Below are 15,219 nucleotides of genomic sequence, written 5' to 3' on the forward strand. Positions count from 1 at the left end.
CGAGCGGAGCAAACAGAGTGGGCTGAGCGGCGGCGAACGACAGGGCGCCCGTCCGGGGCGGTTTCCCCGCGGCTCGGTCACTCCGCCGCCCACCTACCCGTCGTCCGGTCGCCCTGTCGTCGGTGGTGGTGGTCAGGGGCGGCTGTTGAGGTACGCGCGCCAGCCGCCGTACGTCGTGATGTCCTCGGCGCCTTCGAGGGCGGCCGGTTCGCAGAGAAAGCCGGGTACGTGAGTGCCGTCGGCGAGTTCGACGCGGCCCAGCGTCATCGGGCGGGGGAGGGCGGCGAGGAAGCGGCCGAGGCCTTCGGCGGGGAGGCGCCATACCTCGGCCGCGATGGCCGCTCCGCCGGCTTCGCCTTCCCCTTCGCCTACGTGGACGAGGCCCGGCTTCGGCGGGGTCGTGGGGAGGGCGTGCAGACGGTAGACGGGGGCCGTCGTGGTCGCACGTTCCAACCGGGCTCCCAGAGCCAGGAGCTGGGGGTTCAGCGGCTGGCCCGCGAGATGCGCGCCGACCACCGCGAGGCGGGCCTCGGGCTGGATCAGGTGGGCGATCGTGGCGAGCCGGTCGTCGGTGAACGCCGGGCCGATCAGCATCACGCCGAACGGGAACCCGTCGACCTCGCCCGCGGGAACGGCCACCGCGGCCAGGTCGAAGAGGTTGGTGGAGTTGGTGAAGCGGCCCAGCCGGGCGTTGGCGCCCAGCGGGTCGGCGGCGACCTCGGCGAGAGTCGGGTGACCGGGGGCCGTGGGCAGCAACAGGGCGTCGGCGTCGGCCAGTTCCGCGACAGCGCGGGTGCGCAGGGCGGCCAGCCGCTCCTGGTCGGCGTAGAGCTGGTGGGCGGGGATGTCGCGGGCGCCGGTGATGATGCCGGCGACGGTGGGGTCCAGGGTCGCGGCGGCTTCGCCACCCTCGGCGAGCAACTTGTCGACAAAGGCGCCCACCGCTGTGTAGCGCTCCGCGACGAACGCGCCCTGGTACAGCATCGCGGCGGCCTCGGTGAAGGGGGTGAGGTCGAGCGTACGCACGGAGACGCCGGCGGTGCGGAGCTGGGTCACCGCCGTCTCGTACGCCTGTGCCCAGCCCGGGTCGAGTTCGCCGAGTTGGGCGAGCGGCGGGACCGCCACGCGCCAGGGGCCCGGGGCGCGTTGGGGAAGGGGCGGGAGGTCGCGGGCGGGTGGGGACACCATGTGCGCGAGTGCCTGCTCGGCCTCGGGGAGCGTCCGGGCGAAGACGGTCACACAGTCGAGGGAGGCGCAGGCCGGGACGACACCGGTGGTGGGGACCAGGCCGCGGGTGGGCTTGAGGCCGACGATGCCGTTGAAGGCGGCGGGGACGCGGCCGGAGCCGGCGGTGTCGGTGCCGAGGGCGAAGTCGACGAGGCCCAGCGCCACGGCGGTGGCGGAGCCGGAACTCGAGCCGCCGCTGATGCGGGTGGGGTCGTGGGCGTTGCGGACGGGGCCGTAGGGGGAGCGGGTGCCGACCAGGCCGGTGGCGAACTGGTCGAGGTTGGTGGTGCCGAGCAGGAGGGCGCCGGCGTCTTTGAGGCGGGCGACGACCGGGGCGTCGGCCTCCGGGTGGTAGGCGTAGGCCGGGCAGCCGGCGGTGGTGGGGAGGCCCTGGACGTCGATGTTGCCCTTGGCGGCGAAGAGTTTGCCGGCCAGGGGGAGGGGGTCGCCTGCGGCGAGGCGGGCGTCGATGCGGGTGGCTTCCGCTTCGACCTCTGCGAGAGGGCGCAGGTCGATCCAGACCTCGGGGCGGTCTACGGCGGCGATGCGGGCGTAGGCGATGCGGACTCTGGTGAGGGTGAGGGTGAGGGTGGGGGTCGGCATCGGTGCTCCTTGGGGGCTGTGGTTGTTTCTTCGCCCCCGCCGCCCCTACCCGTCCCATCCCTGGGGCTCCGCCCCAGACCCCGCTCCTCAAACGCCGGAGGGGCTGGATGATGCCGGCCGGGGCTTGATCCTTCAGCCCGTCCGGCGTTTGAGGACGAGCGCGTTCAGCGCGAAGGGGGGTCTGGTGGGCGCAGCCCCCAGTGATGGGACGGGTAGGGGCGGCGGGGGCGGATGTCAGGTGGTCGGTGTCAGGACGATCAGGGCCGTGCCAGCTTCCACCTGGGCGCCCGGTCTGGTCAGGATCTCGTGGACCACTCCTGATATCGGGGCGTGCACCCTGGATTCCATTTTCATGGCTTCCAGGGCCAGGAGCGGCTGGCCCGCTGTCACCTCGTCGCCCGGCGACACGTTCAACTGCCACACCGACGCGGCGAATTCAGCCTCGATCAGGTGCCCCCCGGCCGGTACCGTCACCTCGGGGGAGGGGGCCGGAGGCCCCGTCGCCGCTTCCGCCCTCGTGAACTCGCCCGCCGCTTCCCACGCGTCCCGTTCCGTCGAGAAGGCCGCGCCCTGGCGGGTGCGGAACTCCGCGATCGACTCGGCGTTCTCCGTCAGGAACTCCTCGTACTCCGCCAGGGAGAAGACGCCCTCCTCGATGCGGGGGACGAAGCGGCCCGAGGTGATGTCGGCGCGCAGTTCGAGGAGTTCGTCCGGCTCGACGGCGTACCACTTGATGCGGTCGAAGAATCGCAGCAGCCACGGTGAGCCCGGTTCGAACGCGCCGCGCTGCTGCCAGCCCGACCACACCTGGGTCGTGCGGCCGACGAACTGGTAGCCGCCGGGGCCCTCCATGCCGTAGACGCACAGGTAGGCGCCGCCGATGCCCACCGAGTTCTCCGCCGTCCAGGTGCGGGCGGGGTTGTACTTCGTCGTCACCAGGCGGTGGCGGGGGTCCAGCGGGGTGGCCACCGGGGCGCCCAGATAGACGTCTCCCAGGCCCAGTACGAGGTACTCCGCCTCGAAGACCGTGCGGTACACGTCGTCGACCGAGTCCAGTCCGTTCACGCGGCGGATGAACTCGATGTTCCACGGGCACCAGGGGGCGTCGTCGCGGACGCCGGCCATGTAGCGGGCGATCGCCTCCCGGGTCGCCGGGTCGTCCCAGGAGAGGGGGAGGTGGACCGTGCGGGAGGGGACCGTGAGGCGGTCCGCGGGGGGCAGGGCGGTCGCCGTCTGCCGTATGGCGGCGAGTAGTTCGGGCTGGGGGAGCAGGGCCGGGTCCGCCTGGATCTGGAGGGAGCGGATGCCCGGCGTCAGATCTGTGACCCCGTCGAGGTCCAGTTCCGTCACTGCCTCCATCAGGGCGTGGACGCGCATCCGGAGCGCCAAGTCGAGCTGCATGGGTCCGAATTCGACCAGCAGATTGTCGTCGCCGCTGCGGCGGTAGGTGATGTCACCGTCCCGGGCCAGTACGCCCCCGTCCACAATCGCCGCCCGCCGTACGCCCGTTGTGTCCACCGGAGCGAAGCGGACAGTGTCGCCGGGGCGCAGTTGGCCCAGTTTCCAGCGTTCCGTGCTGAGGACGGTCGCCGGGCACACGAAGCCGCCGAGGGAGGGACCGTCCGGGCCCAGCAGGACCGGCATGTCGCCCGTGTAGTCGACGGCGCCCACGGAGTACGGCGTGTCGTGGATGTTGGACGGGTGCAGGCCCGCCTCACCACCGTCGGTGCGCGCCCAGCGGGGCTTGGGACCGACCAGCCGTACGCCCGTGCGGGCCGAGTTGAAGTGGACCTTCCAGTCGGCCGCGTAGAAGTCGTGGATGTCCTCCTCGGTGAAGAACTCCGGTGCCGCGTGCGGGCCTTCGACGGCGCCGATGTGCCAGGGCGAGGCGAACTCCGGGCGATCGGCCGGTGGAACCGGCGCCCCCGACTCCGTCGCCGTTCCGCCGTGCAGGACGTCGCCGGTGCGCAGCGCCCGGCCGCCGTGCCCGCCGAACCTGCCCAGGGTGAAGGTGGCCGCGCTGCCGAGGAACGGCGGTACGTCCAGGCCGCCGCCCGCGAAGAGCACGTACGTCCGCAGGCCCTGTTCCGACGGGGCGCCGATCGCCAGTACGGCACCCGCCGGTACCGTCACCGGCTCCCACTGCGCGACCGGCGTGCCGTCCAGCGTGACCGGTGTCGGGGCCCCGGTCACGCACACCGTCGTGGGGTGTGTGAACCTCAACGCCGGGCCCTGGAGGGTGCATTCGAGGCCGGGGGCGCCCTCGTCGTTGCCCAGGGCGCGGTTGCCGAGCCGGAAGGAACGGTCGTCCATCGGGCCGCACGGAGGCACGCCCACCTGCCAGTAGCCGGTGCGGCCCGGCCAGTCCTGGACGGTGGTGAGCGTCCCGCCGGAGACGACCTCGACACGCGCGGTCGGGTCGCTCACTCCGGCCAGGGTCGCCGTCGAGTGCGTCGCGGAGCGGAAGTCCCGGTTCGCCAGCGCCGCCCGTACCAGGCCCAGGTTCGTCTCGATGCCGTCGACCCGGATGCGGGCCAGCGCCTCGTCGAGTCGGCGCAGCGCGTGCGCCCGGTCGGCGCCGTACGCGATCACCTTCGCGAGCATCGGGTCGTACGACGTGGTCACCTCGGTGCCCGTCTCCACCCAGCCGTCGATCCGCACCCCGCCCGGGAACTCCACCCGCGTCAACAGGCCCGCGCTGGGCCGGTGTTCGCGGGAGGGGTCCTCGGCGTAGACACGGGCCTCGACGGCGTGACCGCGGGGGGTGCCAGGATCCCGTACGACGTCCCGCTCACCGCGGGCCAGTCGCAGCATCCAGGCGACGAGGTCGACGCCGTAGATCTCCTCCGTGACCGGATGTTCCACCTGGAGCCGGGTGTTGACCTCCAGGAAGTACGCCTCCTCACGGGCGGCGTCGTACACGAACTCCACGGTTCCGGCGGAGCGATAGCCGACCGATGCGCACAAGCCACGGGCAGCGTCGGCAAGTTGGGTGCGTACATGCGCGGGGATCCCGGGCGCCGGGGCCTCCTCCACCACCTTCTGGTTGCGGCGCTGGAGTGAGCAGTCGCGGTCGCCGAAGGTGACGACCCGGCCCTCGCTGTCGCCGAAGACCTGTACCTCGACATGGCGGGCGCGTTCGACGAGCCGTTCCAGGAAGACGCCGGCCGAGGAGAAGGAGGCGGCGGCGACGCGCTGCACCCGCTCCCAGGCGTCGGCGAGTTCGGCGGCCGAGGCGCAGGCCGACATGCCGATGCCGCCGCCCCCGCCGGTCGCCTTGAGCATCACGGGATAGCCGATGGCGGCGGCCTGTTCGTACGCCTCGTCGAGGGAGGCCAACAAGCCCGTGCCCGGCGCCAGCGGCACCCCCGCCGCCTCGGCCGCCGCCCGGGCCGTGTGCTTCGCGCCGAACAGCTCCAGCTGACCCGGCGTAGGCCCCACGAACACGATCCCGGCGGCCTCGCAGCGCCGAGCGAAGTCGGCGTCCTCGGACAGGAAGCCGTACCCGGGATGGATCGCCCCCGCGCCCGTCACCTTGGCCGCCGCCAGCACCAGGTCGGCGTCGAGATACGACTCTTTCGCGGGCGCCGGCCCGAGCCGGACCGCCTCGTCGGCGAGCCGGACGTGCGGGGCGGAGCGGTCGGGGTCGGAGTAGACCGCGACCGTGCGCAGGCCCAGCTCCCGTGCCGTACGGATGATGCGCACGGCGATCTCGCCCCGGTTGGCGACCAGCAGCGTGTCGAAGGTCATTCCGGGCCCGCCTCGGTGATGGTCATCTCCACCTCGGTCGGGTCGAAGCCGTTGCAAGGGTTGTTGATCTGGGGGCAGTTGGAGACGAGGACCAGGACATCGCACTCGGCGCGGAGCGTGAGCGAGAGCCCAGGCGCCGAGAGGCCGTCGACGATGCCGAGCGTGCCGTCCTTCTCCACCGGCACGTTCATGTACCAGTTGATGTTGGAGACCAAGTCCCTTTTGCCCAGGCCGTGTTTGGCGCCTTCGGCGAGGAAGTTGTCCACGCACGCGTGCTGCGACCAGGTGTGGTGGCCGTACCGCAGGGTGTTCGACTCCTTGGAGCAGGCGCCGCCGACCGTGTCGTGGCGGCCGATGTCGTCGGCGGACACGGTCATCAGAGGCGTGTGCTCGTTCGACATCAGGACGCTGCCCGTGGTGAGGAAGATGCCGCCCTGCGCGTGGATCGTGTCGGGCGCGCTGTAACGCACGGACGTGTCGTGGGCGTCGTAGACGAGGAAGTCGACGGCCTGGTTGCCGTGCAGGTCGGTGATGGTCAGTGTCCCGCCGGCGCGGACGACGGACGACCAGGCGGCACGGGCCGGAACAACGGTCTTCCGGACGATCGGTGTGGTCATGCGAGCCCCCTCGCGGCAAGGAATTCGGCGGTGTTCAGGAACGCGCGGCGGCCTTCGGGCGTGGCCTCCCACAGGGGGTCGCCGGGGCGGGTGGCCTCGGCGCGCCAGGCCAGCACCTCCAGCGGGGTGCTGACGTAGTCGTCGCGCGGGTCTGCGGGGTGCGGGACGTTCGCGATCAGCACCGTGAGGTCCTGCTCGGCGCGCAGTGTCACACTGCCGCCCGGTCCGGCCGAGCCGGTGAAGTCGAGGGCGCCGTCCTCGCCTGCCTCCACGCCCTGGAAGAAGGAGAGCGAGGGCGGCAGATCGCGCGGCTGGAGGCCGTTCTTGGCCGCGGCCAGCTTGAACAGCTCACGGCCGGCGGGGGAGGGCGACTGGGGGGTGCCGTCGCCGTACCGGTTCGTGTTGCGTACGAGGGTCGAGGTGCCGCAGAGCGCGTCGTGGCGCCCGGAGGTGTCGGCGACCAGCGTGGCGAGGACACGGCCCTGGTCGGACAGGAGCAACTGTCCCTCGCCGAGATAGGCGTTCCACTGCACCTTGACCGTGTCGGCGACGTTCAGCCGCTCCCAGGGCCGGTCCGCGACGAAGAGCAGTAGATGGGCGCAGGCGTCACCGCGCAGGTCGGTCAGGCGCAGCTCGGTGCCGCGGGCCAGCACCCGGTGCGTGTAGTTACCGCCGGCCACGGTCTCGGCCCACACCAGATGGCCGGCCGCACAGGGCGGCGCCGGCCAGTCGGCGGCCGGGACGACGGGCATGGCCTCGGCCTGGGCGCCCTCCTGGGCGCGGGCGTGGTCGCGGGCTCCGTACGTGGTCGATGTCCCCATCGGGGGTCCTCCGGCTCCGAAGTCGTACTGCTTCTCGTGGTCCTTGTGCCTGTCCTGCTGCAGAGTTTCTGTCGCTCGACAGAAATTAGGCGGGCGGCGAGACACGGCAGTTGCCCGTGCGTTTCCACCCGGTTACCGATTGCTCACGAAGATCGCCGGACGGGGTGGTGTGCGAGGATCGAACGCATGGGAACGACGGGCGGGCCGGGCGGACGGCGGGTCGGCAGACCGCGGGCCGCACAGCGGCCGGACAGTGGGCTCGCCCCGCGGGCCGAACTGCTCACCGCGGCCGCCGAGTTGTTCACCACCCGGGGCTACGCGGCCACCACCACCCGGACCATCGCCGAGCGGGCGGGGATGCGTCAGGCGTCCATGTATCACTACGTCTCCGGCAAGGAGGAGCTGCTCGCCGAGCTCCTGGAGTCCACCGTCACCCCCTCGTTGACGTACGCCCGCGGGCTGCTCGCCGACGACGCGACCCCGGCCGAGGACCGGCTGTGGGAGCTGTGCCGCACCGACGTCGAGCTGCTCTGCGGCGGCCCGCACAACCTCGGCGGTCTCTACCTCCTTCCCGAGGTGCGCGCCGAACGCTTCGCCGGCTTCCACGCCGTGCGGGCCGAACTCAAGGACACCTACCGGCAGTTGCTCGCGGCGACGGCCGCCGGGAGCGCGCTCGCCAAGAGCGAGCTGGATCTGCGGACGGATCTGCTCTTCGGGCTCATCGAGGGCGTCATCCTCGTGCACCGCTCCGACCCCGAGCGCCCGGTTTCCGCCTTCGCTGAAGCCACGGCGGACGCGGCGCTGCGCATCGCCGGTATCTGAGACTCAAGACGGCTCCCGGGGCTCCGGAGGCCTGCATTCACCCGTCACGGTGAGTGGTTTTCGTACGCTCATGCGTCGTAACGCATCGTGTGCGATTGCATCCGTAGCGTGCAAATGGGCCGAGAGTACTCCAGTTGCGAGGGGTATTTCAGAGGCTTGCGGAATATGACACGGCGTTGATCCGGTCGGACTAAGCTCGCCCGCAGCGCACCGAGTTGGGATGTATTCGTGCGCTTGTTCGCAAAAATACCGAAGATCCAGACAGTTCCCAGACGTACCCCACAGCAAGCTCCCCCAACCCCAGCCGATTTGTCTCAGAGGGCATACATGGTGAGTGTTCAAACGCCTCCCGGTGGCCGTGAACTTCCCTACGCGCGCGTGCTGTTGCTACCTGCCATAGCAATGGCCGGGGCGACCGGAGCCGCCGTCGCCCTGGTGACGGGGCCGGCCCGGGCCGCCGTCGGCTGGTTCGGAGCCGTGGCCACGGTGCTGGTCGTCGCGGTCGCCGCCGAAGCGGTCCGCCGCGGCCGTAGCGTCCGCAACCTGCGTGCGGAGCACGCCCGTCACACCGCGTATCTGGAACGGCGTATCGCCGCCCACGACGAGGACTTCGAGTGGTTCGGCAAGGAAGTCCTGCCGTACGCGCTCCAGGTGCTGCGCGGTGTCGGTTCACCCACAGGGGTGATTCGCGAACTAAGTGGGCCGGACTCTCCGTACCGCGAACTCCCGGTACCGCAGCGCAAGCTGCTGGAGAAGGTCCTGGAGATCATCGACCGCGAGGAGGCCATGCGGGACGGATCGCAGCGCGCGTTCGTCAGCATCGCCCGGCGTGTTCAGGCGATCGTCCACCAGCAGGCCAACGAACTCCGGGAGATGGAGGAGGACCACGGCCGCAACCCCGAGGTCTTCGACGACCTCCTGCGCATCGACCACGGCACCGCGCTGATCGGCCGCCTCGCCGACTCCATCTCCGTGCTCGGCGGTGGCCGGCCCGGACGCCAGTGGCCCCAGCCCGTCGCGCTGTACAGCGTGCTGCGCGGAGCGATGTCCCGGATCCTGGAGTACCGCCGCATCGATCTGTCCTCCATCGCGAAGGTCAACGTCGACGGCAACTCCGTCGAGCCGCTCATCCATGCGGCAGCCGAACTCCTCGACAACGCCACGCGCTACTCGCCGCCCCACACCAAGGTGCATGTCACCGCGACCGAGGTGCAGACCGGCATCGCCATCGAGATCGAGGACGCCGGCGTCAGCCTCAGCGAGGAGTCACGCAAGCGCGCCGAGGACATGATCGCCCGCGCCCAGGCCGGGTTCGACCTCAACGACCTCGGTGAGTCCCCGCGGCTCGGCCTGGCGGTCGTGGGGCGCCTCTGCGAGTCGTACAAGATGCAGATCTCGCTCAGGCCGTCCGCGTACGGCGGTGTCCGCGCCGTTCTGGTCGTGCCGTCCGACATGCTCACCAGCGACCCCGCCCCGGGCTTCGCCCACGGCATCGGTGCCACCGCCGCACCCAAGATCGAACTCGGCGCGCTGGAAGGCCCCAAGCGCCCGCCCAAGAAGCGCCGCCCCACGACGGGCCCGCGGATCCCGGCGTCGGTCTCCATGGAGGACGACATCCCGGAGGTCACCGAGTGGACCGAGAACGGTCTGCCGCAGCGCCGCAGCCGGGTCAAGACCCCGCTCAGCGAGCGGTACGCCCGTTCCAGGGCCGCCGAGGCCGAGATGGACGCAGACCCGGAGCTTCGGAAACTGTGGCAGCCCGAGTCGCTGAAGAAGGACAAGGAAGACGAGCCCCTGCCGGGCCTGTGGGTCGAGGCGTTCATGGAGGGCCTCAAGGGCGACCCGGACCCCACGGCCTTCACCAGGAACCCCGACGACCCGACGACGTTCTCGGATCACCCGGACGACGCGGTCGACTTCACCGCCTTCCCGGCCGCCGGCTCCAGAGCCCCCGGCGGCCACCCGGACGACCGGGCGGCCTTCGGCGGCCGCCGGGAAGACCCGACCGCATCCAGCGCGACCAACCAGCAGCCGGCCCACGCCGAGGCCGACGACGAGGGGGACCTCAAGTGATCTCGCAGCGAGCCAACTTCGACTGGATGCTCAAGGAGCTCGCCGACGGCGTACCGGGCGTCCAGCAGATCGTGGTGCTCTCCGCCGACGGCCTCCGCATCGCCCGCTACGGCGGCGACCCCGACGCCGCCGACCGTGTCGCCGCCGCCTGCGCCGGACTGCAGAGCCTCGCGGGAGCTGTCGCGCACGAGATCCCGGACAGCGACGGCACGATGCGCATGGTCATCATCGAGGTCACCGGCGGTTACTTCTACCTGATGGCCGCCGGCCCCAACGCCTACCTCGCGGTCCTCGCCAACGTGGTCGCCGAACCCGGCAACATGAGCAACCACATGCGCGACCTCGTCATCCGGATCGGCGCTCACCTCACCAGTCCGCCCCGGCGGAACGGGCAGACCGTATGACTCCTCCGCAGCGCCGACGGCGCTACCCGATCAAGCAGGAGCCCCCGCCGGAGTCTCTCCCGCAGAGCGCGGCCGGTGTGGAGGGCGGGGCAGGTCAGGAGGGCGCGAAGGGCAAGGAAGGGGAGCGGAAGAACCCCGAACGGCTCTATGTGCTCACCGGCGCGACCCAGGGCGGCGAGCGCGCCTCCCTCGACCTCGTCACGTTAATCGTGGCGTGCGCCGAACCCCCGCCCGCCGCCCCGCCGGAGCAGTCGGCGCTGCTCCGCCTCTGCAAGGCCCCTCTGTCGGTGGCCGAGCTCTCGGCCTACCTCAACCTGCCGTTCAGCGTGGTGACCGTCCTGCTCACCGAGCTGCTGACGGCCGAACTGGTCCAGGCGCGCGATCCGCTCATCAGCCAGTCGCTGGCCGACCGTTCCCTCCTCGAAGCGGTGATGCATGGACTTCAAAAGCTCTGACACCATCACGGGTCCACGGACCGAGGACCGGCTGCCGCACTCCACCCAGGCCGCGGTGAAGATCGTGATCGTGGGCGGTTTCGGCGTCGGCAAGACGACCATGGTCGGCTCGGTCAGCGAGATCAGGCCGCTGACCACCGAAGAGACCATGACGCAGGCCGGCATCGGAGTCGACGACAACTACGGCTCCGATTCCAAGACCGCCACCACCGTGGCCATGGACTTCGGCCGCATCAGCATCACCGACCAACTGGTGCTGTACCTGTTCGGCACCCCCGGCCAGGAACGCTTCTGGTTCCTGTGGAACGGGCTGTTCGAAGGCGCGCTCGGTGCTGTCGTCCTGATCGACACCCGGCGCCTGGAAGTCAGCTTCGACGTCATAGGGCGCCTGGAGGAGCGCGGCGTACCTTTCGTCATCGCCGTCAACTCCTTTCCGGACGCGCCCCGTTACCCGATCGAGGACCTGCGCGCGGCTCTCGACCTGGCCCCGGAGATCCCCATCGTGGAGTGCGACGCACGGCGGCGGGCTTCCAGCAGGGACACGCTCATGACGCTGATGCGCTTTCTGCATTCGCTGGAGATGGCGAAGGCGTCTGTCTGAACGCGCTGATCAGCAATCCATATCCAGCACCCCACAACCCGTACATCGGCACCCGTACGGACTGACTCCCCATCAACTCATCTGACACCGGATCCACTTCAGTTTCGGAGCGATCACCGTGACGCCTGAACCCCACTCCTTGACCAGCACGGACGACCCCGCGCTCGGACCGCCTCCCGGCTGCCCCGCACACGGCACGGGCCCTGGCGGGCTGCGTCGGCTCTACGGCCCCGAGGCGGAGGACCTGGGAGCCGTGTACGAGAAGCTCCGTGCCGAACACGGCGCGGTGGCCCCCGCACTGCTCCACGAGGACGTGCCGATCTGGGTGGTGCTCGGCCACGGCGAGAACCTGCACATGGTGAGCACCCCCTCGCAGTACTGCAAGGACAGCCGGTTGTGGACTCCCATGCTGGATGGCACGGTCAAGCCCGACCACCCGCTGATGCCGCACTTCGCCTGGCAGCCCATCTGCGCCCATGCCGAAGGCGATGAGCATCTGCGGCTGCGCGGTGCGGTCACCGGCGCCATGTCGACCATCGACCACCGGGGCATCCGCCGCCATATCAACCGTGCGACCCAGCACCTCGTCAACCAGTTCTGTGAGGACGGCAAGGCCGACCTGGTCGGCCAGTTCGCCGAGCATCTGCCGATGGCGGTCATGTGCGAGATCCTCGGCATGCCCGAGGAGTACGGCGACCGGCTGGTGCAGGCCGCCCGCGACTGCCTCAAGGGCAGCGAGACAGCGCTCGCCAGCCACGCATACCTCATGGAGGTCCTCAGCCGGCTCGCCGTCCGTCGCCGGGCCCAGCCTCAGGAGGACTTCACCAGCCACCTCGTCACGCACCCGGCCGGGCTCACCGACGAGGAGGTCAGGGAACACCTGCGCGTGGTGCTCCTCGCCTCCTACGAGGCCACGGCCAACCTCCTCGCCAACGTGCTGCGCATGGTGCTCACCGAACCGGGATTCCGGGCCCAGCTGAACGGCGGCCAGATGACCGTGCCCGAGGCGGTCGAGCAGTCACTGTGGGACGAGCCGCCGTTCAGCACCGTCTTCGCCTACTTCGCCAAGCAGGAAACCGAGCTGGGTGGCCAGCGCATCCGCAAGGGCGACGGACTCCTCCTCGGCATGGCACCGGGCAACGTCGATCCGCGCGTCCGCCCGGACCTCAAGGCGAATATGCAGGGCAACCGCTCGCACCTCGCCTTCAGCGGCGGCCCTCATGAGTGCCCGGGCCAGGACATCGGCCGCGCCATCGCCGACGTCGGCGTCGACGCACTGCTGACCCGCGTTCCGGACATCCAACTCGCCTGCGGGGAGCACGAGCTGAGCTGGCGGTCGTCCGTCGCGAACCGGCACCTGGTGGAACTGCCGGTGAGGTTCGCGCCGAAGGCCCAGCAGGACGTCATGGAGCGGCCCGCCGTCAACCCGTTGCCGCGGCAGCGACCCAACAACTGGCAGATCAGCTCTGAGCAGGCACAGCCTACGGTTCCGGCACCCGCCGCCCCGGCCCACGAGCCCACTCCGTCGCCTGTGCCCGAACCGGCCCGCCGACCGGGCGTGTTCCGCCGCCTCCTGCGCTGGTGGCGCGGCGAGTGAGCCGACCGGCCACCGCAGTCACCCCGCCCACTCCTCGTACGACGACCAGGCCCGCAGCACCCGCGGGCTGACGAACCGGTGCGCGCGCCCCGTGACCGGATCGGTGAACTCCAGCACCCGCGCCAGCAGTTGGAGCGGGCGCCGGAAGTCACCGGCCGCCACGGGGTCGGTCACCACCGGATAGAGGGGATCGCCGAGGATCGGCACCCCCAACGCGCTCATGTGCACCCGCAGTTGGTGTGTCTGCCCGGTACTCGGTGTCAACCGGTACCGGGCACGCCCGTTCCGGTGCTCAAGCAACTCGACCCGGCTCTCGGCGTTGGGCTCGCCCTCGACCTCGTAGGCCGCCAGCACCCCGCGCTCTTTGACGATCCGGCTGCGCACGGTACGCGGCAGGACCAGCGCGGGATCGTACGGGGCCACCGCCTCGTACTCCTTCGCCACCCGCCTGTCGCGGAACAGCGTCTGGTACGCGCCGCGCTCCTTCGGCCTCACGGTGAACAGCACCAGGCCGGCCGTCAGCCGGTCCAGGCGGTGAGCCGGGCTCAGTGTCGGGATTCCCAGCTGCCGACGCAGCCGCGCCAGGGCTGTCTCGGCGACATGGCTGCCGCGCGGGGTGGTGGCCAGGAAGTGCGGCTTGTCGGCCACTACCACGTGCTCGTCCCGATGCACGACGTCGACCGTGAACGGTACGCGCTCCTCGTCCGGCAGGTCCCGGTGGAACCACACGAACATCCCCGGCACGTACGCCATGTCCCACGGCACCGGGCGCCCGGTGACGTCGACGATGTGTCCCTCGTCGAGCATGGCGTCGATCACCTCGGCCCTGGCTGCGAGCCGCGCCACGAGATAGTCCCGCACGGTCGCCCAGGTGTCCCCGGTCGGCAACCGCACCCGCACTGGATCCACCCCGTCGCGCTGCGGCAGGGGAGAGAGCGGGGGCGGAGTACGGCGTCTCATCACGATCAAGCGTACGTGGCAGTACTGACAGGATGCCGATCACGCTCCAGACCTGGATGGACGAGTGGCGCCAAGCCTGGAGGGAGGGTGTCGCCCCGCGATGTCGGCCATCCCCTGCTGGGCCCTGGACGAGGTCGGCTTCCACCGCCTGGCCTGCGATTCCTCAGCCGTCCGGTGCCATGTGGATCGTCAAGATCCAAGAGCTGTGGATGACATGTCTCCTGGGGCAGGTGCCTGATACCGCGGGGCAATCGTCGTCCAGACGTCAACGGCGGCGAGGTGGTAACGCATCGCTTCAATGACGGACGACAGTTGCTCACGATCGTTGCCGTTCAGCTGCAACTGTTCGCAGAGTGCCGGGAGTTGAGTGCTCACAAGGTGGTCGTACTCCGACTGCCTGGCCGCACGCAGTCGGGTGACCACGGTCGCGGCCTCGTCGACGGAGATGTACAAGAACTTCGCGAATACGAGGACGAAGTTACACGTCTCGTCTTCGTTCTCGACCTCTCGGCGGTAGGAGCGGACGTCGTTGTAGAGAGTTTGAAGGTCTGTCCAGGCGTCCATCAGCGCACGGAACGGGCGGGAGTGGCGCACGCGCGCCGGCACTTCTGCGGCTGCTACGTGCTCGGCAAGGCAGATCCCGACGTGGCCGCCGAACGAGCCGCGGCGGCGGACAAGGTACTCGGCAGGATCAGGGATTCGCCCAATGCACATGCACTCCAGCTCCCAGCACTGGCCGTCGGCATATTCCATCACGGCGCTCTGCATGTTGCGTTTCCAAGCCGTCGACCGGGTTGGCGTCATCCGTAGCCATAAGTCGGCGAGGGACCTCTCTATGGGGTGCTCCGGTATCGCGCGGGAGGTGCCGTCCAGTGGCATGAACAGAGAGAGCCGGTCGACCATGGCCCGCGCCCCTGTGAGGTCGCGCTCAGCTTTGAACGTCCGTACAAACAGCAGGTCGAGGGCAAACATCCACGCGTACAAGTGGTACGCCAGGAACAGCTCGTCCTCTGCCGCGAAGGGATAGCACCACGCAGTGATATCGGCGAGTCCGATGTCCGCCCACTCGTCCGGGTCGGCTGCGAGGGGCAGGAGCCCCATGCTGTACGTCCACTCGTCGCCGTCGCGATTCAGCAGGTCAACGCTCGGGTTCCCCTGCCATGTGTAAAGCGCTCGGAGCGAGGGTGTGCTCATCGTGCTGATCTCCTGTCGGGTGTTCAAGACCTGGCATGAGCGGTAACTCTCAGATCCTTCGGCTTGGACGGAACACGGAACACGGAACTGGACGC

General features: G+C 70.2%; 12 protein-coding genes. 6 read left to right on the forward strand and 6 right to left on the reverse strand.

All coding sequences use genetic code 11. The features are described 5' to 3' along the window. Positions 1-132: 132 nt before the first annotated feature. The 4 genes from atzF to OG734_RS39585 form a co-directional block, all read right to left on the reverse strand. Positions 133-1,830 carry an allophanate hydrolase gene (gene atzF / locus OG734_RS39570; protein WP_330292225.1) on the reverse strand — a complete coding sequence of 566 codons (1,698 nt, stop codon included), beginning with the start codon at positions 1,828-1,830 and terminating at the stop codon, positions 133-135. Between the two features lie 234 nt (positions 1,831-2,064). Next, positions 2,065-5,580, reverse strand: a complete 3,516-nt coding sequence (locus OG734_RS39575) for a 5-oxoprolinase/urea amidolyase family protein (RefSeq protein ID WP_330292226.1) — start codon at positions 5,578-5,580, stop codon at positions 2,065-2,067. Then, positions 5,577-6,197: an urea amidolyase associated protein UAAP2 gene (locus tag OG734_RS39580; RefSeq protein ID WP_330292227.1), complete on the reverse strand. Its 621-nt coding sequence runs from the start codon at positions 6,195-6,197 to the stop codon at positions 5,577-5,579. The genes OG734_RS39575 and OG734_RS39580 overlap by 4 nt, the downstream gene beginning before the upstream one ends. Then, positions 6,194-7,018 carry an urea amidolyase associated protein UAAP1 gene (locus OG734_RS39585; protein ID WP_330292228.1) on the reverse strand — a complete coding sequence of 275 codons (825 nt, stop codon included), beginning with the start codon at positions 7,016-7,018 and terminating at the stop codon, positions 6,194-6,196. Before OG734_RS39585 ends, OG734_RS39580 begins: the two co-directional genes overlap by 4 nt. 186 nt (positions 7,019-7,204) lie before the next feature. On the opposite strand from OG734_RS39585, the gene OG734_RS39590 reads away from it, so the two are divergent. From OG734_RS39590 to OG734_RS39615, 6 genes are all read left to right on the forward strand, one after another. After that, on the forward strand, positions 7,205-7,840 hold the full coding sequence (locus OG734_RS39590; protein WP_330292229.1) for a TetR/AcrR family transcriptional regulator: 636 nt from the start codon (positions 7,205-7,207) through the stop codon (positions 7,838-7,840). 327 nt (positions 7,841-8,167) lie between these two features. Continuing rightward, positions 8,168-9,913: a sensor histidine kinase gene (locus OG734_RS39595; RefSeq protein ID WP_330292230.1), complete on the forward strand. Its 1,746-nt coding sequence runs from the start codon at positions 8,168-8,170 to the stop codon at positions 9,911-9,913. Next, the gene (locus OG734_RS39600) at positions 9,910-10,317 is read left to right on the forward strand and encodes a roadblock/LC7 domain-containing protein (RefSeq protein WP_330292231.1); all 408 of its coding nucleotides are present in this window, start codon (positions 9,910-9,912) and stop codon (positions 10,315-10,317) included. Before OG734_RS39595 ends, OG734_RS39600 begins: the two co-directional genes overlap by 4 nt. Further along, positions 10,314-10,772: a DUF742 domain-containing protein gene (locus OG734_RS39605; RefSeq protein ID WP_330292232.1), complete on the forward strand. Its 459-nt coding sequence runs from the start codon at positions 10,314-10,316 to the stop codon at positions 10,770-10,772. The genes OG734_RS39600 and OG734_RS39605 overlap by 4 nt, the downstream gene beginning before the upstream one ends. Next, complete coding sequence (locus OG734_RS39610; RefSeq protein WP_330292233.1) at positions 10,753-11,373, forward strand: GTP-binding protein; 621 nt, start codon at positions 10,753-10,755, stop codon at positions 11,371-11,373. The genes OG734_RS39605 and OG734_RS39610 overlap by 20 nt, the downstream gene beginning before the upstream one ends. 118 nt (positions 11,374-11,491) lie before the next feature. After that, positions 11,492-12,970: a cytochrome P450 gene (locus OG734_RS39615; RefSeq protein WP_330292234.1), complete on the forward strand. Its 1,479-nt coding sequence runs from the start codon at positions 11,492-11,494 to the stop codon at positions 12,968-12,970. A gap of 18 nt (positions 12,971-12,988) precedes the next feature. On the opposite strand, the gene OG734_RS39620 is transcribed toward OG734_RS39615, so the two are convergent. Together OG734_RS39620 and OG734_RS39625 are read right to left on the reverse strand one after the other, a co-directional pair. Continuing rightward, positions 12,989-13,930: an RluA family pseudouridine synthase gene (locus tag OG734_RS39620; RefSeq protein ID WP_330292235.1), complete on the reverse strand. Its 942-nt coding sequence runs from the start codon at positions 13,928-13,930 to the stop codon at positions 12,989-12,991. Between the two features lie 189 nt (positions 13,931-14,119). Next, entirely contained in the window at positions 14,120-15,124 is a 1,005-nt protein-coding gene (locus OG734_RS39625) for a terpene synthase family protein (protein ID WP_330292236.1), read from the reverse strand. Between the last annotated feature and the right edge of the window lie 95 nt (positions 15,125-15,219).

It is taken from the genome of Streptomyces sp. NBC_00576, from assembly GCF_036345175.1.
Classification (GTDB): Bacteria; Actinomycetota; Actinomycetes; order Streptomycetales; family Streptomycetaceae; genus Streptomyces.

Bases quoted from the DNA above. Each gene is read 5' to 3' on its own strand.
- OG734_RS39610 (WP_330292233.1), top strand. From the start codon at position 10,753: ATGGACTTCAAAAGCTCTGACACCATCACGGGTCCACGGACCGAGGAC.
- OG734_RS39605 (WP_330292232.1), top strand. From the start codon at position 10,314: ATGACTCCTCCGCAGCGCCGACGGCGCTACCCGATCAAGCAGGAGCCC.
- OG734_RS39585 (WP_330292228.1), bottom strand. From the start codon at position 7,018: ATGGGGACATCGACCACGTACGGAGCCCGCGACCACGCCCGCGCCCAG.
- OG734_RS39580 (WP_330292227.1), bottom strand. From the start codon at position 6,197: ATGACCACACCGATCGTCCGGAAGACCGTTGTTCCGGCCCGTGCCGCC.
- OG734_RS39590 (WP_330292229.1), top strand. From the start codon at position 7,205: ATGGGAACGACGGGCGGGCCGGGCGGACGGCGGGTCGGCAGACCGCGG.
- atzF (WP_330292225.1), bottom strand. From the start codon at position 1,830: ATGCCGACCCCCACCCTCACCCTCACCCTCACCAGAGTCCGCATCGCC.
- OG734_RS39595 (WP_330292230.1), top strand. From the start codon at position 8,168: ATGGTGAGTGTTCAAACGCCTCCCGGTGGCCGTGAACTTCCCTACGCG.
- OG734_RS39620 (WP_330292235.1), bottom strand. From the start codon at position 13,930: ATGAGACGCCGTACTCCGCCCCCGCTCTCTCCCCTGCCGCAGCGCGAC.
- OG734_RS39575 (WP_330292226.1), bottom strand. From the start codon at position 5,580: ATGACCTTCGACACGCTGCTGGTCGCCAACCGGGGCGAGATCGCCGTG.
- OG734_RS39625 (WP_330292236.1), bottom strand. From the start codon at position 15,124: ATGAGCACACCCTCGCTCCGAGCGCTTTACACATGGCAGGGGAACCCG.